Source organism: Micromonospora sp. NPDC049201, from assembly GCF_055586805.1.
In genome coordinates this window covers 282,253-297,946 of the sequence record NZ_JBVJHM010000008.1, presented here as the reverse complement: position 1 = coordinate 297,946, position 15,694 = coordinate 282,253, and the positions used below count along the sequence as shown (strand labels likewise).

The window sequence follows — 15,694 nt, the reverse complement described above, 5'->3', positions numbered from 1 at the left end:
TCAGGTGGTGCGCAGCTCCTCCACGGACGTGGCGGCGCGCAGGAAGAGCAGGCCGGCCACGACCGTGACCAGCACCGCCGCCAGCCCACCCGCCGCGAACCAGGCGAGCTGCTCCCACGGCACGTCCGGCGTGACCGTCACCTTCGGCACCCATTCGGTACGCGGCTCGCCGCCGTTCGTGCCGCACCCCGCTGTGCCGGCGGCGCAGACCTGCTGCATGAAGCCGCCGCCACTGGGTGCCGGCATCAGGCCGGCGACCAGCAGGTAGCCGACGGCCAGCGCGAGCCCGATCGCCGGCACCGCCGGGGCGAGCGCCACCCAGAGCAGCGCACGGCCGATGGTGGGCCGGGGCACGCCGGTGGCCACCTGGGCCGCGTACGCCCGCCGTCGGCTGGTGATGCCCTCGACCACGGCCACCAGCAGCCCGCCCGCGGCGATCGCCATGGCCACCGCGACGGCCAGGTCGACCAGGTCCATCGCGCCGAGATAGAAGTCCGGGTTGGACAGGCCACCGCCGGTGCGACGAGCCAGTTCCTCCTCGGCCTGGAAGTCGGCCCGTACCCCGGCGGCCCCGGCCCCGAAGATCAGCGCGGCCAGCAGCGCGGCGAACGTGCGGCTGCCGGCCCACGGGTCGGCGGTGAGCCGGCGCGCGGCGAGCAGCGCGGCCGGACCGCGCCCGTGGCGGTGCAGCAGCCGCCCGGTGGTGTACGAGATCCAGCCGGTGCCCGACACCACGCCGATCATGGCGGTCAGCCCGCCGAGCGTCAGCAGCAGCGGCACCACCGAGTCGGGCGGCGCCTGGTCGCGCCGCTCGTACCACAGCCCGATCGGCCGGATCGCGGCGAACGACGCCAGCGCGACCAGGATGAGCAGGCCCGGCCACGGCCACGGCGCCTTCGTGCGGACCCGGCGCACCACGCCGAACGGGGTGGTGGTGACGCGGCGCAGCAGCAACGCGCTGGCCAACGCGGCGACCAGCGGCAGGCCGAGCACCACGGCGGCCACGGCCACCGGGCCCGGGTGCACGTCGGTGGGAAGCGGCAGCCGCCCGTCGGCGGCCGGCCGGTGCAGCAGCCGACGGCCGACCTCGAACACGGCCAGGCCGGTGCCGGTGCCGAGCAGGCTCGCCACCCCGGTCTCGGCGACCGCGAGCCCGGTGACCTGGCCCGGGGTGGCCCCGGCCAGCCGCAGCGCGGCCAGCCGTCGGTCGCGCCCGGGCGCGCCGAGGCGAGCGCACTGCCCGGCCAGCCCGAGCACCGGCACGCAGAGCAGCAGCAACGCGAACGCCACGCCGGGCCGCAGGCCGGGCTCGCGCAGCAGCCCGTTGGTGTACTGCGCGGACTCCGTCCAGTCGTGACCGGGCGGTTTCGCCACCGCCAGCACGGTCAGCGCGGCCAGCCCGGCCAGCGTCGCCAGCGCGGCGCTCAACGCGGTCAGTGCCACCCGCGCACCGTCCGTGCGGGTTCCGGCCAACGCGAGTCGCAGCAGCGTGCCCGGCCTCACCGCGTGCCGCCCGGCAACACCGGATCGAGACCCAGCCCGCTGTGGTCGACCATGCCGTCGCGCAGGCTGACCTCCCGGTCGGCGTACCCGGCGATCCGCGGCTCGTGCGTGATCAGCACGACCGTGGTGCGTTGCTCCCGGGCCAGCCGGACCAACTGGGTGAGCACCTGCTCGCCGGCGAGCGTGTCGAGCGCGCCGGTTGGCTCGTCGGCGAAGAGCACCCGCGGCTCGGTGACCAGCGCCCGGGACAGCGCGCAGCGCTGCTGCTGCCCGCCGGACATCTCGCCGGGTCGGACGTCGGCGACCTCGGCCACACCGAGCCGTTCCAGCCAGGTGAGCGCCGCCGTCCGCGCCGCCCGTCGTCCCGTGCCGGCGAGAAGCAGCGGAAGCGCGACGTTCTCCGCCGCGGTCAGCTCGGCGACGAGCTGACCGAACTGGAACAACACCCCGAACTCGGTACGGCGCAGCCGGGAGCGGGCCGTCTCCGACCACGTGTCGATCCGCTCTCCCCGCCAGGTCACCTGGCCCGCGTCGGGGCGCAGGATGCCGGCGAGGCAGTGCAGCAGCGTGGACTTGCCGCAGCCGCTCGGGCCGGTCACCGCGAGGATCTCGCCCTCGGCCACGTCGAGCGTCACGCCGCGCAGCGCCGGTGTCGGGCCGTACGCCCGGACCACGCCGCGCGCTTCCAGGAACGTCACGAGTGCACCTCCCGGTGCCAGTCGGCGACCCGGTCCAGGGTGGTGTGCAGCCACCGTAGGTCCGCGTCGAGGTGAGCGATGGCGAAGTCGGCGGCGACCACCTCGTCGAGGTGGGCACCGGGGGTGGTCTTGACGGCGGTCAGCTCGCGCAGCCGTGCGGCGTGCGCCCGGCGCTGGGCGATCAGGTAGGCGCGGGCCTGGTCGGCGTCGGCCACCAGCAACGCGACCACCACCTTGGCGAAGAGCGTGCTGGCCACGTACGGCATCGGTGGCTCGACGGCGGCCAGCCACCGGTCGAGCGTGGCCCGTCCGTCGTCGGTGAGCGCGTAGGCGGTGCGGTCCGGGCCGCCCTCCCGGCCCTGGCCGGACGGCGTCACCAGGCCGTCGCGGTGCAGCCGGGCCAGCGTCGCGTAGACCTGGCCGAAGGCCAGCGGGCGGGCCCGGGGCAGCCGCTCGTCGTGGGCGCGCTTCAGCTCGTAGCCGTGGCGCGGCCCGGCGGCGAGCAGCCCGAGCAGGACGTGCTGGGTGGACACCGGCCTACTATTCGCTGAGCGAATAGCAGTGTCAAGAGCGGCCCGCGCCGGCCAGGGCCGACGCGGGCCGGTCGGTTCAGCGGCTCCAGGCCGGGTCGCGCCCGGTCCGGCCCAGCAGTGCGTCCACCGAGCCCGGGGCCGCGTCGGTCGGCACCGGCGCGGCGAACACGCCCATCCGCTGACCCATGTCGCCCCGCTCGTCCAGGAACTCGTGCAGGGCCGCCACCACCGACGGGTCCACGGTGAACTCCTGGTCGGTGGCGCGGGCCAGGTCCCAGCCGTGCACGGTGAGATCGATCAGAGCCATCGACCCGATCGTCTTCTGGGGCACGCCCATGCCCGCCGAGACGCCCTCCAGCACGGCCGGATCCGACCACGTCTCGACCAGCCGCGCCGCCTCCTTCGGGAACCGGTCCCGCCAGCCGCTGGTCAGGTGGTCGGTCCGGACCGACCAGTCGACCTCCTCGCGCCGGGCCAGCGCCTCGAAGTTGACCACCACGTCGAACAGGTGGTTGAGCAGGTCACGCACCGTGTAGTCACGGCACGGCGTGGGTCGGTCGAGGTGGTCGTCGGAGATGCCCCGCACCACCGCCACCGTGCCCGGCTCGGCGAGGGCCAGCAGCTCACTAGTCTTCGTACTCATAGGACCCAGGGTATGGGAGCCGTCTTGAGGAAATGCGACACATCGGTTCGATCGAAATCGATGCATTGCGTTGCGTAACCGCGATCGGCACCGTGGAGGTGAGGCCGGACCGCCTTTGCTCTGCAGCCATGGACGCATCGCGCACGTAAGGTGACGACGCCCCCCGACCGCCGCAGCACCGCTCGACCCGAAGACCCTGCTCAAGACCGTGCTGCGCCCGTGGCTGCAGAGCAAAGGCGGCGGAAGCTTCACCCACCGCCCGAGCCGACGGACACCGTCAGTAACCACTGCGAACAACTACGGTAAGTGGTCGACCGGAGGTCAGCGACGGCGGACCGCCACCACCGCGACATCGTCGTGGATCTCCGGCGGCGCCAGCTCGATCAGCAGCCGCTGGCAGAACTGGTCGAGGTCGTCGTCCACCCGGGTGGCCACCACGCCGAGCGCGGCCATCCCGTCGTCGATGGTGGCGTCCCGACGCTCGATCAGCCCGTCGGTGTAGAGGACGAGCGTGGCGCCGGCCGGCAGCACGAACTCCAGGTCGGGCGGGCGGGGCGCGCGCACGCCGAGCAACGCCGCGGACTGCGAGACGAACTCGACCCGCCCGTCCCGGCTCAGCAGCGGCGGCAGGTGCCCGGCGCTGGCCATCCGGATCAGCCCGGTGCCCGGGTGGAGCAGCAGCACGCAGATGGTGGCCAGCTCGTTCGGCAGCAGCGTCCGCATCAGCTCGTTGACCCGGTCCAGGATCATGCCCGGCTGGTGCCCCTCGACCGCGTACGCCCGGACCGCGTGCCGCAGCTCGGCCATCACGGTGGCCGCGTGCAGCGAGTGCCCGGCCACGTCGCCGATCGCCACCAGCAGGTGCCCGTCCAGCATCACCAGCTCGTAGAAGTCCCCGCCCACCTCGGTCTGGGCGCTCGCCGGCTCGTAGCGGACGGCCAGGTCCAGGCCGGCCACCTCGGGCAGCCGCCGGGGCAGCAGGCTGCGCTGGAGCGTCACCGCGATCCGATGCTCCTCGTCGAAGGAGCGCTGCGCCTCCACCGCCGACGCCACGGCCTGCGCGAGCTGCACCAGCACCGGCGTCCGCACGGTCTGGGTGGCCGTCGGCACCACCACGTAGAGCGGCGCCCGGTCCTCCCGCAGCCGCGAGGCGGCCACGGTCACCGTGTCCCCCTCCGGCCAGTCGGTCAACGGCCAGTTGCCCGGCTGGTCCACCCACACCCGGGTACCGATCGGCACGCCGGTGTCGTCCACCACCCACGGCACGATCCCGGCCGGCGTGTGCGGGTCGCCGGCCACGCCCGCCAGGCAGTCCCCGTCGAACGTCTCGGCGACCACCGCCGCCGGCGACCGGAAGATCCGCGCGGCACCGGACGCGGCGGCCTCCAGCAGCCGGACGAAGTTCGGCGACGCGTGCATCTCCACCGTGGCGTCGGCCAGCGCGGCCAACCGCTCGGCGAGCTGCTCCGCCCGCCGCCGGGCCTGGTAGTAGCGCAGCACCGCGTGCGCGGTGGCGACCAGTTCCTCCGGCTCGATCGGCTCGGCCAGGTACGCGTCCGCGCCCCGGGTGAGCCCCTGCGCCCGGTCGACCACGTCCACCGCGTGCGCGGAGACGTGGATGACCGGCACGGACGGGTACGCCTCCTTGATCCGCTCGCAGACCTCGAAGCCGCTCATGTCGGGCAGTCGCACGTCGAGCACGACCAGATCGACCGGTTCCCGGGCCACCCGCTCCAGCGCCGCCGTGCCGTTCTCGGCCTCCACGGTCACGAACCCGGCCCGGGCGAGCCAGTTCACCAGCAGGTAACGCTTCGGGCCGCTGTCGTCGACCACCAGCACCGTCGCCGGCCCGCCCTCCACCGTCACGCTCCGCCCACGGGTAGGACCACGGTGAACGTGCTGCCCCGGCCCGCTTCGCTGGTCAGCTTCAGCGTGCCGCCGAGCAGGGCGACCAGCCGCCTGGCGTACGGCAGGCCGAGGCCGGTGCCGCCGACCCGGGTCGTGCCCGGCACCTGGTAGAACTCCTCGAAGATCCGTTCGTGCAACTCGGGCGGGATGCCGACGCCGGTGTCGGTGACCGAGAGCGACCACACCTCGTCCCGACGCTCGGCGCGCAGCCGCACCTCGCCCCGCTCGGTGAACTTCAGGCCGTTGTGCAACAGGTTGCGCAGCACCTGGGCGAGCAGCACCTCGTCCGAGCGGACCGTCGCCGGGGCCGGCGGCTCCTCCACCACCAGCTCCACCTCGGGTCGGGTGGCCAACGCCCGCAGCGTGCCGCGAAGCTGCCCGAACACGGCCCGCAGGTCGACCTCGGACCAGTCCGGCTCGATCCGGCCCGACTCGGCCTTCGCCAGATCGAGCAGCTCGTTCACCAGGGCCAGCAGGTCACCCGCGGACGACCGGATCAGCCCCACCTGGCGGGCCTGCTCGCCGGTCAGCGGATCGGACGCGGAGTCGGCCAGCAGCCGCCCCAGACCGATGATCGCGGTGACCGGGGCCCGCAGCTCGTGACTGACGTTGGCCAGGAATCGGCTCTTCGACTCGCTGGCGGCTCGCAACTGGGCGGACTTCTCGTCCAGCTCGGCGTAGAGCGCCACCACGCCACGGTTGGTCTCCTCCAGCTCCTCGGTGAGCTGGTTGTAGAGCGCCATCACGCCCTGGTTCGTCTCCTGGAGCTCGGCGTTGAGCACCGCCAGCTCGTCCCGCTGCGAGCGCACCTCGTCGAGCGCGGCGATGAGCTGCGCGTTCTGTGCGGCCAACTCGTCCAGCGCGGAGCCCGGAGCGCGTTCCGCCAGCTCGGCGCGGAGCTGGTCGGCGCGTTCCGGCGTCAGCTCCTCGGCATGGTCCGGTACTCGTCGGGACATCCTCACGACGGTAACGCCCTCGACCGACATCACCCGCAACGAGTCCACGAGACGAGCGACCGCGCCGGACTGGGGCTCGTACCGGCCGCCGGGGAACGGACGGACCGGAGACAGGTCCACCCGCAGCTCCGCCCGACCGGCCGCACCGTCCCGGTCGACGGCGAACGTGACGTCGGCGCCGGCCACCCCGTGCAGCAGCTCCCGCGCCACCTCGCTGAGCGCGGTGGCGATCCGGACCTGGTCCTGGTGCTCCAGCCCGATCGCCGCGGCCACCTCCCGGCCCCGCTGCCGGACCAGGAAGATGTCCTGCTCGACCCGGAGCGCCAGGTGCAGGAGCGGTTCGGTGCGTTCACTCATTGTGCCGCCCGGGCGACCAGGACGCAGGCGTCGTCACGGCGGATCCCGGCGTCGCGGAGCAACGCGGCGGCGGCCAGCAGCGGCGGGCGGGCTACCAGCCCGGGGTAGTCGTCCAGGTCCCAGCGGTCCACCACGCCGTCGCTGTGCATCACCAGCGTCGCGCCGGGCGGGAACGGGTAGTCGTACCCGCGAACCGTGGGCCGCTGGTGCCCGGCGATGCCCGGCAGCGACACCAGGCCGCGCCGCCGCTCGCCGGTGGCCACGATCATGGCGGCGATGTTGCCCAGGCCGGCGTAGTGCAGTTGCCCCGTCCCGGCATCGGGCTCGGCCACCGCGAGCGCCGCGCCCCGGGTGTGCGAGATGGCGGCGTGCAGGTGCCGCACCACGACGTCCGGCGGGCCGGCCGGGGCCGAACGGAACGCGGCGACCGCGGCGCCGGTGGCGGCGGCGGCCAGCGGGCCGTGCCCCAACCCGTCGCAGACCAGCACCTGCCGTCGGTCCTCGACGAGCCGGACCGCGTACCCGTCGCCGCTGTCCTGCTCGCCGGTGATCGGCCGGGCCAACCCGCCGGCCCAGTCCGGCGCCGGTGGCGGACCGTCCCAGACCTGGGCGGTCAGGACCGTGCCCCGGCCGGGTCGTGAGTAGGCGTCGAACCGGCTCGACTGCCGGGCGATCGCGCCGAGACCGATGCCGAGCGTGCCGACCGTGGAGTGCCCGTCGGCCGAGGAGACCGTGAGATCGGCCATCCCCGGACCCGAGTCGATGGCCACCAGCTCCACCCCGGCCCGCCCGTCCCGACGCGCCGGACGGAGCAGCAGGGCGCCCTCGCGGGCGTGCTTGACCAGGTTGCTGGTGATCTCGGCGGTGACGATGGCCAGATCCGCGATGCGCTCCGTGCTGAGCCCGAGCTGCCTCCCGAGCCGCTCGGCCACCCGGCGTACGCCGCCGGCGGTCGCGCCGTTGTCGACCCGGAACCACACGCCGTGGTCGGGGACCACGTCGGTGCTCATCGTGACCACTTGGTGATGGTGATCTCCGTGCCCTCGCCCACGGCGGTCCGGATGTCGAAGTCGTCAACGAGCCGACGGGCGCCGCTGAGGCCGAGGCCCAGCCCGCCGCCGGTGGTGTAGCCGTCGGTGAGGGCCAGGTCGAGGTCGGGAATGCCCGGGCCCTGGTCGGCGAAGACGATCCGGACGCCGCGCCGGCGGCCGTCGGAGACGGTGGTCACCTCGGCGTTGCCCCCGCCGCCGTAGATCAGCGTGTTGCGAGCCAGCTCGCTGGCGGCGGTGACCAGCTTGGTCTGGTCGACCAGGGAGAGCCGGACCGCGACCGCGGTGGTCCGCACCAACTGCCGGACCCGCACCACGTCCTCGTCGCTACGGATCGCCTGCGTCGCCGGCACCCCCAGGTCGACGCCCGTGGTCATGGCGTCGCCGTCGTCTCGGTGTCCTCGTCGCCGACGAGCTCCGCGTCCCAGTCGTCGGCGCGACTCGCCGCGATCAGCTCCATGCCGCGCTCGACGTTCAACGCGGTCCGGATGCCGTTGAGCGACAGCCCCAGCTCGACCAGCGTGATGGCGACGGCGGGACGCATCCCGACCACCACCGTCTCGGCGTCCAGCACCTTCGAGATGGACGCGATGGTGGAGAGCATCCGGCCGACGAAGGAGTCGACGATGTCCAGCGCCGTGATGTCGATGATGACGCCGTGGCAGCCGGTGGCGACGATCCGCTCGGCCAGGTCCTCCTGGAGCTGGATCGCCGTCTGGTCGGACATGTCGACCTGGATGGAGACCAGCAGGATGTCGCCGATCTTGAGGATCGGCACCCGCTCCATCACGACTCCCGGCGGGCGCGGCGGGCGGCGGTCTCGACCCCGGTCAGGCGCAGCACGTGACGGAGCGCGTCGGCCAGGCTCGCCTTGGTGGCGATGTCGCCGAACTCGATGCCGAGCGCGACGATCGTCTGGGCGATCTGCGGGCGGATGCCGGAGATGATGCAGTCGGCGCCCATCAGCCGGGCGGCCACCACGGTCTTGAGGATGTGCTGGGCGACCTGGGTGTCCACCGCCGGCACGCCGGTGATGTCGATGATCGCGTACGGCGAACCGGTGTCGACGAGCGTCTGGAGCAGGCGCTCCATCACCACCTGGGCACGGGCCGAGTCGAGCGTGCCGACCAGCGGGACGGCGACCACGCCCTCCCAGAGCTTGACCACCGGGGTGGAGAGCTCCAGCAACTGCTCCGCCTGGTCGGCGATCAGGCTCTCCCGGGCCCGGACGAACGTCTCGAAGGTGAACAGCCCCATCTGGTCGATCAGCGAGGAGAACGCGACGAAGTCGCGGAGCGTGCCCTCGCCCCGCTCCTGCTCCATCAGCTCCAGCAGGGCGTCCTTGATCGCGAACACGCTGATCGCGGTCTCGGTGGCGCTGAATCCCTGGCGGGCCCGGTTGGTGGAGAGCTCGGCGAGCACCGCCCGCAGCTCCCCACCGTGCTCGTCGGCCAGGTCGCCGATGCCCTGCCGGCCGGCGTCGGCCACCGCGCGGTGCAGCTCCTGCACCTGGCGGGCCAGCTCGGCCCGGCTGAGCCGGCCGCGCAACGAGCCGGCGACGATCTCGATCCAGCGGTTGGTCAACCGGTCCTCGTGCCGACTCAGCAGTTCGGCGAGCCGACCGCCCTGCTCTGCGCCCAATGCCACGTTGACCTCCCAGATCTGGACGGGCGGACTCTATCACCGGGGGTTGCCGCACTACTTGCCACGGGGCAAAGAAATGATCGACAGCACCTGTGCCGGCTCCCGTTCTGCGCGGCGCGGTCATTGTGGGATACCGTTCCCCCGAACACAGGAGGTCGACGAATGTCCCTGACGGTGCACACGGAACAGCGCGGCGACGTGGTCGTGGTGTCGGTCGCGGGCGAGCTGGACATGGCCACCGCACCGCAGCTCCAGGATCAGATCACCGACCTGCTCGACAAGGGGCGCAGCCGCCTCGTGTTCGACCTGGCCGAGGTGTCGTTCTGCGACTCGACCGGGCTGTCGGTGTTCGTCCGCGCCAAGAACAGCTGCGACGAGGCCGGCGGTGTGGTCCGGTTGGCCGCCCCGCAGCGCGGCGTGCTGCGCATCCTCGAGGTCAGCGGTCTGGTCGAGGTGCTGCACACGTACCCGACGGTGGACGAGGCCGTCGCGGGCGACCCCACCCCGGCCTCCTCCTGACCGACTCCGCTCAGCGCTCGTCCTCGATGTAGCGGGGACGGGCGATCACCATGCCCGCGGTCGTCTGCACGGCGAGTGCCACCAGCAGGAAGCCGAGTGGGGCGGTCCAGCCGCCGGTCGCCTCGTAGAGGATGCCGACCAGCAGCGGGCCGAGCGCGGCGATGACGTACCCGGTGCTCTGCGCGAAGGCGGAGAGCGCCACGGTGCCCTCGGCGGTCCGGGCCCGCAACCCGATCGTGGTCAGGATGAGCGGGAACGCGCCCTGGCCGAGTGCGAGCAGCAGCACCCAGAGCGGCGCCAGGCCGCGCGGGGCGAGCGCCAGTCCGACGTACGCGGCGGTGGAGAACGCGGTCAGCGACAGCACCAGCGGACGCAGGGTCGCCAGCCGGCCGGCCAGCGCCGGCATCGTCAGCGCCACCGGCACGCCGAGCGCGGTCACGCCGGCGAGCAGCAGGCCGGCGGCCTCGGGCCGGTAGCCGGCGTCCCGGAAGAGCTGAGCCAGCCAGCCCATGATCGCGTACCCGCTGAGCGACTGCGCCCCGAAGTAGACCGCCATGGCCCAGCCGAGCCGGGTCCGGCCGGGCCGCACCCGCGCCGGGGCGGCGACGACCGCCGGGGTCGCGGCCCGGTCGGCGGCCCGGCGCGCGGCGCGCGCCCGCAGCGCCAGCGGCACCCACGGGATCACGGCCAGCGCGGCCAGCCCGGCCCAGACGCCGAGCCCGGCCCGCCAGGAGCCGAAGGCGTGGGCCACCGGCACCGCGGAGGCGGCGGCCACCGTCGTGCCCACCGTCAGCGCCATCGTGTACGCCCCGGTGACCAGCCCGGTGCGGTGCGGGAAGTGCTGTTTGACAAGCATCGGCAGCAGGATGTTCGCCACCGCGATGCCGGCCAGCGCGAGCGCGCTGGTGAGCACGAAGACGGCCGCCGAGCCGGTGACCGCGCGCAGCACCTGCCCGGCGGTGAGCGCGACCATGGCCAGTACCAGCACCCGGGGTGCCGCCCAGCGGCGGACCAGCCACGGGGTGAGCGCGCCGAGCCCGGCGAACGCGATGGTGGGCAGCGTGGTGACCAGGCCGGCCATGGTGCCGGAGAGGCCCAGCCCGACGCGGATCTCGTCGAGCAGCGCGCCGAGGCTGGTCACCGCCGCCCGGAGGTTCAACGCGACAAGCAGCATCCCGACCAGCACCAGGAGCCCGCCGCGCACCGGGGAGACCGCCGCCGGGTCCGGGGTGGCCGCCGGCGCCGGCCCGGGGGTGACGTCGGCGGTGGGCGCGGTCGCGGTGGGCGGGGGTGGCGGCGTCATGACCTCGAACCTACAATCATGGGATGAATTTCGGCAGCAGGTGTAACCGGTGACACCCGCCGTGGATTCCGTCGTCGTGCCGCCGCGCGGCCACCGGGTCCACCGGACGATCGAGCGGCTCCGGGCGCGCATCCTGGGCGGCGAGTGGCCGGTGGGCGCACGCATCCCCACCGAGCCGCAGCTCGTGGCCGCGCTCGGCGTGGGGCGGAACACGGTCCGCGAGGCGGTCCGTGCCCTGGTCCACGCCGGTGTGCTGGAGTGCCGGCAGGGCTCCGGCACCTACGTGGTGTCGACCGACGAGCTGGCCCCGGTGGTGGCCCGCCGGCTCACCGACGACCGGATGACCGAGGTGGTCGAGGTCCGGCGCGCGTTCGAGGTGGAGGCCGCCCGGCTCGCCGCGCTGCGGCGTACCCCCGAGGACCTGGCGGCGCTCGACGCCGCGCTCGCCGCCCGGGAGGCCGCGTGGCGCTCCGGCCGGGTGGACGAGTTCGTGGAGGCGGACGCCGCGCTGCACACGGTGGTGGTGGCCGCCGCGCACAACCCCATGCTCGCCGAGCTGTACGCCTCCGTCGGCGCCGCGCTGCGCCGCACCGTCGCGCAGGCTATGGGCCCGGCGCTGACCGCCGAGCGGTACGTCGACCACGGTCGACTGGTGGCGGCGATCCGGGCCGGCGACCCGACGCGGGCAGCGATCGAGGCCGGTGCGTTTCTTGAGGGGCCGACCGAGGCATAGGTTGTGCCGGACGCAGATTCGGACAGCACGGGAGAGCGAATGCTCAAGGGCTTCAAAGACTTCATCATGCGCGGCAACGTCGTCGACCTCGCGGTCGGCGTCGTCATCGGTGCCGCGTTCACCGGCGTGGTCACGCAGCTGACCAAGTCGTTCCTGGAACCACTGGTCCGCGTGTTCATCGTGTTGATCACCGGCAACAAGAACGGGCTCACCGGCTCGACCCCGAGCTTCCGGGGCATCCCGTTCGACTGGGTGGCGTTCATCAACGCGTTGATCACGTTCATGCTCACCGCGGCGGCCCTGTACTTCCTGGTCGTCTACCCGATGAACCGGCTCGCCGAGCGGCGCAAGCGCGGCGAGGAGCCGCCGCCCTCCGCGCCCAGCGAAGAGGTGAAGCTGCTCACCGAGATCCGGGACGCGCTGCTCGCCGGCAACCACGGCACGCCCGCCCAGCGCGGCGCGCTGGACGACGTGCTCGGCCGCCGGCAGGAGCCGCCGGCCCCGCGCTGACGCCATAGCCCACCGGCCCCCGCGGAGATTCCGCGGGGGCCGACCCGAATCGAACACATGTTCGATAGAGTCCCGGCATGGAGCAGCGTAGGCACTGGTGGAACGGGAAATGGGGCCGGCTCGCCCGGCGGGACGTCTTCCTCCGGGTGGACGGCGACCGCTGGCACGTGGAGCAGCGCGCCGGTGGCGCCGAGGGCGTCTCCCGCTTCTACGAGCACACCAGTGTCGAGGAGGCCGAGGAGACGGTCCGCGCGCTGCTCGACGGGCCGGACACCTGGCGCGAGCTGTCCCCCCGCCCGCCGGGCGGCTGGGCCCCCTCCGTTTAGCGCCCGCGCGCCCTGGGAACCGCTTCGGCATGAGCCAGCAGCAGGACACCGTCTCCCGGGTCACCACCGGCATGCGGGTGGTCGACTCCACCGGCGTCGAGGTGGGCACCGTGGATCTCGTCCAACGCGGCGACCCCGCCGCGGTGACCGTGGAGGCGCCTGCCCCGGTCGACCCGGGCAGCAGCCTCGACGAGCTGATCGAGTCGGCCGCCGTCGACGAGCCGGACGTGCCCGCCGACCTGGCCGCGCGATTGCTGCGCGAGGGCTACCTCAAGGTCTCCACCGAGCTGGCCGACACCGGCGCGGTCTACGTGCTGGCCGACCGGATCGCGGCCGTGGCCGACGGCGCGGTCCGCCTCACCGTCCCGGCCGCGGAACTGCCCGCCGAGGAGTGACCACCACGACCTGCGCGCCCGGGTCCGATGCGGACCGGCCATCGGGATCGGCCGGCGACGCGGCGGGCGGCGGGCGGCGGAAGAGCAGGAGCATCAGGCAGCCGGCGACCAGGCCCCAGAACGCGCCGCCGATGCCGAGCAGGCTGACCCCGGACGCGGTGACCACCAGCGTGACCACGGCGGCCTCCCGGGTCTCCGGCTGGGCGACCGCCGCCGACACCGCGCCGGCCAGCGCGGCGAGCAGCGCGAGCCCGGCCACCGCCTCGACCAGCACCGGCGGGGAGAGCAGCACCAGGGCGGTCGCCACGCCGGCGCCGAGGCCGAGCAACGCCATGCCGATCCCGGCGGTGACCGAGGCGATCCAGCGCCGGTCCGGGTCGGGGTGGGCGTCCGGGCCGGCGGCGAGCGCGGCGGTGATCGCGGCCAGGTTCACCGCGTGGCCGCCGGCCGACGCGCCGAGCGTGGTGGCGAGCCCGGTGACCCGTAGCGCGGAGCCCAGCGGCGCCCGGTAGCCGTAGCCGGCGAGCACGGCGGTGCCGGGCACGTTCTGCGCGGCCATGGTGACCAGGAACAGCGGCAGCGCGAGCCCGACGACGGCGGGCAGCGTCCAGGTCGGCGCGGTCAGCGCGACGACCGGGGCGACGTCCAGCCGGGCCGGGCCGGAGGTGGTCAGCGCGATCGCCACCACGGCCACCGCGAGCGCGCCGGGCACCGCCCAGCGGCGCGCGAACCGGTGCAGCAGCAGCCAGACGAGCACCACCGGCCCGGCCAGCCGGGGCACCTCCACCAGGGCGCGTACCGGCGCGGTGCAGAGCGGCAGCAGCACCCCGGCGAGCATGGCGGAAGCGACCGGGGCGGGGATCGCCGCGACCGCGCGGCCGAGCGCGGGGATCAGCCCGGCGGCGATGATCAGCAGACCGGTGAGCAGGAAGGCGCCCACGGCGGCGGGCCAGCCGCCGGGGACCGGCCCGGTGGCGACCAGCAGCGCCGCGCCCGGTGTGGACCAGGCGATGGCGAGCGGCAGCCGGTGCCGCAGACCGAGCCAGACCGCGCAGGCGCCGCTTGCCACGCAGAGCGTGAGCAGGCCGGAGGCGGCCTGGGCCGGGTCGGCGCCGACCGCGCGCAGCCCGGCCAGCACGACGGTGAACGAGCTGGCGAAGCCGACCAGGGCGGTCACCACGCCGGCCAGTACGGGTTGGAGTCGACCGGCCACGCTTCCTCCTCCGGTGTTCCGTTTACGGAACGACATGATGTAGCACGATAGCCCCATGGACGTCGGCCCGCGGATCCGCGCCCTCCGGATGGAACGAGGGCTCTCACTCTCCGAACTCGCGCGGCTGGCCGGCGTCGGCAAGGCCACGCTCTCCGGCCTGGAGAACGGCGTCCGCAACCCCACCCTGGAGACGCTGTACGCGATCACCGCACAGCTCGGGGTGCCGCTGACCGCCGTGCTCTCCGCCCCCGAGCAGACGCCGACCGTACGCGGCGCAGCGGTCGGCGCGACGCTGCTGGAGGTGTTCCACGACCGCGACGCGACGTACGAGCTGTACCGGATGCGGGTCAGTCCGGGGCCGGCGCAGCTCTCCCCCGCCCACCAGGCCGGCGTCACCGAACACGTGACCGTCTTCTCCGGCGTGCTCCGGGCCGGCCCGGTGGACGCCCCGCTCACCGGCGGCCCCGGAGAGTATCTGCGCTGGACCTCCGACGTGCCGCACAGCTACGCCGCGGTGGGCGAGGAGCAGGTCCGGGCCAGCCTGCTGTTGCGCTATCCGCGTCCATCCGGGAAGGACGGTTGACGGATACCCGGGATGCAAGTCGGTGACATTTCTTTCCACCGACCCGGCAGCGCGTAGAGACGCGGAGCGGGTCTTCTTGGCAAGCTTGTCCCCATGACGCTCATCCTCCGCTCGGCCATCCTCAACGACGTCGGCCTCGTCCGGACCAACAACGAGGACTCCGCCCTCGCCGGTGACCGCCTGGTGGCGGTGGCCGACGGCATGGGCGGCCTCCCGGCCGGCGAGGTGGCCAGCGAGATCGTCATCCGGATCCTGGACGAGCTGACGCCGCCCACCGGCGCCGAGGAGGCGGCCGACGCGCTACGCGCCGTGGTCAGCACCGCCAACCAGCGGATCCGGGCGGCCATCACGGTGGACCCGGCCCGCGACGGCATGGGCACGACGCTGACCGCTGCGCTGCTGGCCGGTGAACGGCTGGTCCTCGCCCAGGTCGGCGACTCCCGCTGCTATCTGCTGCGCGACCACGAGCTGACCCAGCTCACCCGCGACGACACGTTCGTACAGGCGCTCGTCGACCAGGGCGCGCTCTCCCGCGACCAGGCCCGGCACCACCCGCAGCGCTCGCTTGTCACCCGCGCGGTGCAGGGCCAGGACGCGCCGCCGGCGGTGGGGGCGCTCACCGTCTTCCCCGGCGACCGGCTGCTGCTGTGCAGCGACGGCCTCTCCGACTACGTGGAGGACGCCGCCATCGCCGCCGCGCTCGCCACCTACGGCGACCGGCAGCAGTGCGGCGAGCAGCTCGTGAAGCTGGCCCACCAGGCCGGCGCACCGGACAACGTCACGGTGGTCATCTCCGACGTCGCCGAGGCCTGACGGCGACC

General features: G+C 73.9%; 19 protein-coding genes. 7 read left to right on the top strand and 12 right to left on the bottom strand.

The genetic code is table 11. The annotated features are described in order from the left end of the window. The 10 genes from ACZ6O5_RS19640 to ACZ6O5_RS19595 all read right to left on the bottom strand — a co-directional run bounded on the left by ACZ6O5_RS19640 (window position 1) and on the right by ACZ6O5_RS19595 (window position 9,294). The gene (locus ACZ6O5_RS19640) at window positions 1-1,503 is read right to left on the bottom strand and encodes an FtsX-like permease family protein (protein ID WP_465978916.1); all 1,503 of its coding nucleotides are present in this window, start codon (window positions 1,501-1,503) and stop codon (window positions 1-3) included. Beyond that, the gene (locus ACZ6O5_RS19635) at window positions 1,500-2,201 is read right to left on the bottom strand and encodes an ABC transporter ATP-binding protein (protein ID WP_465978914.1); all 702 of its coding nucleotides are present in this window, start codon (window positions 2,199-2,201) and stop codon (window positions 1,500-1,502) included. Before ACZ6O5_RS19635 ends, ACZ6O5_RS19640 begins: the two co-directional genes overlap by 4 nt. Next, entirely contained in the window at window positions 2,198-2,734 is a 537-nt protein-coding gene (locus ACZ6O5_RS19630) for a PadR family transcriptional regulator (protein WP_465978912.1), read from the bottom strand. The genes ACZ6O5_RS19635 and ACZ6O5_RS19630 overlap by 4 nt, the downstream gene beginning before the upstream one ends. Window positions 2,735-2,810: 76 nt before the next feature. After that, a complete protein-coding gene (locus ACZ6O5_RS19625) occupies window positions 2,811-3,377 on the bottom strand; it encodes a TIGR03086 family metal-binding protein (RefSeq protein ID WP_465978910.1) in 567 nt (188 codons plus the stop codon). A gap of 321 nt (window positions 3,378-3,698) precedes the next feature. Then, window positions 3,699-5,237: a SpoIIE family protein phosphatase gene (locus tag ACZ6O5_RS19620; RefSeq protein WP_465979085.1), complete on the bottom strand. Its 1,539-nt coding sequence runs from the start codon at window positions 5,235-5,237 to the stop codon at window positions 3,699-3,701. Window positions 5,238-5,239: 2 nt separating this feature from the next. Continuing rightward, window positions 5,240-6,598, bottom strand: coding sequence for a sensor histidine kinase (locus tag ACZ6O5_RS19615; protein WP_465978908.1), 1,359 nt, complete (start codon window positions 6,596-6,598; stop codon window positions 5,240-5,242). Further along, window positions 6,595-7,608, bottom strand: coding sequence for a SpoIIE family protein phosphatase (locus ACZ6O5_RS19610; protein ID WP_465979083.1), 1,014 nt, complete (start codon window positions 7,606-7,608; stop codon window positions 6,595-6,597). Before ACZ6O5_RS19610 ends, ACZ6O5_RS19615 begins: the two co-directional genes overlap by 4 nt. Further along, a complete protein-coding gene (locus ACZ6O5_RS19605; protein ID WP_465978906.1) occupies window positions 7,605-8,024 on the bottom strand; it encodes an ATP-binding protein in 420 nt (139 codons plus the stop codon). The genes ACZ6O5_RS19610 and ACZ6O5_RS19605 overlap by 4 nt, the downstream gene beginning before the upstream one ends. Further along, a complete protein-coding gene (locus tag ACZ6O5_RS19600; RefSeq protein ID WP_465978904.1) occupies window positions 8,021-8,434 on the bottom strand; it encodes an STAS domain-containing protein in 414 nt (137 codons plus the stop codon). Before ACZ6O5_RS19600 ends, ACZ6O5_RS19605 begins: the two co-directional genes overlap by 4 nt. Further along, the gene (locus ACZ6O5_RS19595) at window positions 8,434-9,294 is read right to left on the bottom strand and encodes an STAS domain-containing protein (RefSeq protein WP_465978902.1); all 861 of its coding nucleotides are present in this window, start codon (window positions 9,292-9,294) and stop codon (window positions 8,434-8,436) included. The genes ACZ6O5_RS19600 and ACZ6O5_RS19595 overlap by 1 nt, the downstream gene beginning before the upstream one ends. Window positions 9,295-9,453: 159 nt before the next feature. Between ACZ6O5_RS19595 and ACZ6O5_RS19590 the strand changes: the two genes are divergently transcribed. Next, a complete protein-coding gene (locus tag ACZ6O5_RS19590) occupies window positions 9,454-9,810 on the top strand; it encodes an STAS domain-containing protein (RefSeq protein ID WP_067310147.1) in 357 nt (118 codons plus the stop codon). Window positions 9,811-9,820: 10 nt separating this feature from the next. Here ACZ6O5_RS19590 and ACZ6O5_RS19585 read toward each other — a convergent pair whose 3' ends face one another. Continuing rightward, window positions 9,821-11,113 carry an MFS transporter gene (locus tag ACZ6O5_RS19585; RefSeq protein ID WP_465978900.1) on the bottom strand — a complete coding sequence of 431 codons (1,293 nt, stop codon included), beginning with the start codon at window positions 11,111-11,113 and terminating at the stop codon, window positions 9,821-9,823. A gap of 49 nt (window positions 11,114-11,162) precedes the next feature. Here ACZ6O5_RS19585 and ACZ6O5_RS19580 point away from each other — a divergent pair, with 49 nt between their 5' ends. The 4 genes from ACZ6O5_RS19580 (at window position 11,163) to ACZ6O5_RS19565 (ending at window position 13,077) form a co-directional block, all read left to right on the top strand. Further along, window positions 11,163-11,846 (top strand): FadR/GntR family transcriptional regulator, encoded by a 684-nt coding sequence (locus ACZ6O5_RS19580; protein WP_465978898.1) that lies wholly within the window; start codon window positions 11,163-11,165, stop codon window positions 11,844-11,846. A gap of 39 nt (window positions 11,847-11,885) precedes the next feature. Continuing rightward, the gene (mscL, locus tag ACZ6O5_RS19575) at window positions 11,886-12,356 is read left to right on the top strand and encodes a large conductance mechanosensitive channel protein MscL (RefSeq protein WP_405091996.1); all 471 of its coding nucleotides are present in this window, start codon (window positions 11,886-11,888) and stop codon (window positions 12,354-12,356) included. A gap of 77 nt (window positions 12,357-12,433) precedes the next feature. Continuing rightward, a complete protein-coding gene (locus ACZ6O5_RS19570) occupies window positions 12,434-12,682 on the top strand; it encodes a hypothetical protein (RefSeq protein ID WP_107154595.1) in 249 nt (82 codons plus the stop codon). Between the two features lie 29 nt (window positions 12,683-12,711). Continuing rightward, window positions 12,712-13,077, top strand: a complete 366-nt coding sequence (locus ACZ6O5_RS19565) for a hypothetical protein (RefSeq protein ID WP_107154594.1) — start codon at window positions 12,712-12,714, stop codon at window positions 13,075-13,077. Here ACZ6O5_RS19565 and ACZ6O5_RS19560 read toward each other — a convergent pair. Beyond that, window positions 13,040-14,290 carry a benzoate/H(+) symporter BenE family transporter gene (locus tag ACZ6O5_RS19560; RefSeq protein WP_465978895.1) on the bottom strand — a complete coding sequence of 417 codons (1,251 nt, stop codon included), beginning with the start codon at window positions 14,288-14,290 and terminating at the stop codon, window positions 13,040-13,042. The two genes, ACZ6O5_RS19565 and ACZ6O5_RS19560, sit on opposite strands and share 38 nt — an antisense overlap. Window positions 14,291-14,345: 55 nt before the next feature. On the opposite strand from ACZ6O5_RS19560, the gene ACZ6O5_RS19555 reads away from it, so the two are divergent. After that, on the top strand, window positions 14,346-14,873 hold the full coding sequence (locus ACZ6O5_RS19555; RefSeq protein ID WP_465978893.1) for a helix-turn-helix domain-containing protein: 528 nt from the start codon (window positions 14,346-14,348) through the stop codon (window positions 14,871-14,873). 93 nt (window positions 14,874-14,966) lie between these two features. Further along, on the top strand, window positions 14,967-15,686 hold the full coding sequence (locus ACZ6O5_RS19550) for a PP2C family protein-serine/threonine phosphatase (RefSeq protein ID WP_465978891.1): 720 nt from the start codon (window positions 14,967-14,969) through the stop codon (window positions 15,684-15,686). Window positions 15,687-15,694 lie beyond the last annotated feature (8 nt).

What these genes read in the sequence shown, in the direction of transcription:
- ACZ6O5_RS19605 (WP_465978906.1), bottom strand. Translation starts at nt 8,024, where the DNA reads ATGACCACGGGCGTCGACCTGGGGGTGCCGGCGACGCAGGCGATCCGT.
- ACZ6O5_RS19555 (WP_465978893.1), top strand. Translation starts at nt 14,346, where the DNA reads ATGGACGTCGGCCCGCGGATCCGCGCCCTCCGGATGGAACGAGGGCTC.
- ACZ6O5_RS19615 (WP_465978908.1), bottom strand. Translation starts at nt 6,598, where the DNA reads ATGAGTGAACGCACCGAACCGCTCCTGCACCTGGCGCTCCGGGTCGAG.
- ACZ6O5_RS19585 (WP_465978900.1), bottom strand. Translation starts at nt 11,113, where the DNA reads ATGACGCCGCCACCCCCGCCCACCGCGACCGCGCCCACCGCCGACGTC.
- mscL (WP_405091996.1), top strand. Translation starts at nt 11,886, where the DNA reads ATGCTCAAGGGCTTCAAAGACTTCATCATGCGCGGCAACGTCGTCGAC.
- ACZ6O5_RS19600 (WP_465978904.1), bottom strand. Translation starts at nt 8,434, where the DNA reads ATGGAGCGGGTGCCGATCCTCAAGATCGGCGACATCCTGCTGGTCTCC.
- ACZ6O5_RS19550 (WP_465978891.1), top strand. Translation starts at nt 14,967, where the DNA reads ATGACGCTCATCCTCCGCTCGGCCATCCTCAACGACGTCGGCCTCGTC.
- ACZ6O5_RS19590 (WP_067310147.1), top strand. Translation starts at nt 9,454, where the DNA reads ATGTCCCTGACGGTGCACACGGAACAGCGCGGCGACGTGGTCGTGGTG.
- ACZ6O5_RS19610 (WP_465979083.1), bottom strand. Translation starts at nt 7,608, where the DNA reads ATGAGCACCGACGTGGTCCCCGACCACGGCGTGTGGTTCCGGGTCGAC.
- ACZ6O5_RS19570 (WP_107154595.1), top strand. Translation starts at nt 12,434, where the DNA reads ATGGAGCAGCGTAGGCACTGGTGGAACGGGAAATGGGGCCGGCTCGCC.
- ACZ6O5_RS19625 (WP_465978910.1), bottom strand. Translation starts at nt 3,377, where the DNA reads ATGAGTACGAAGACTAGTGAGCTGCTGGCCCTCGCCGAGCCGGGCACG.
- ACZ6O5_RS19565 (WP_107154594.1), top strand. Translation starts at nt 12,712, where the DNA reads ATGAGCCAGCAGCAGGACACCGTCTCCCGGGTCACCACCGGCATGCGG.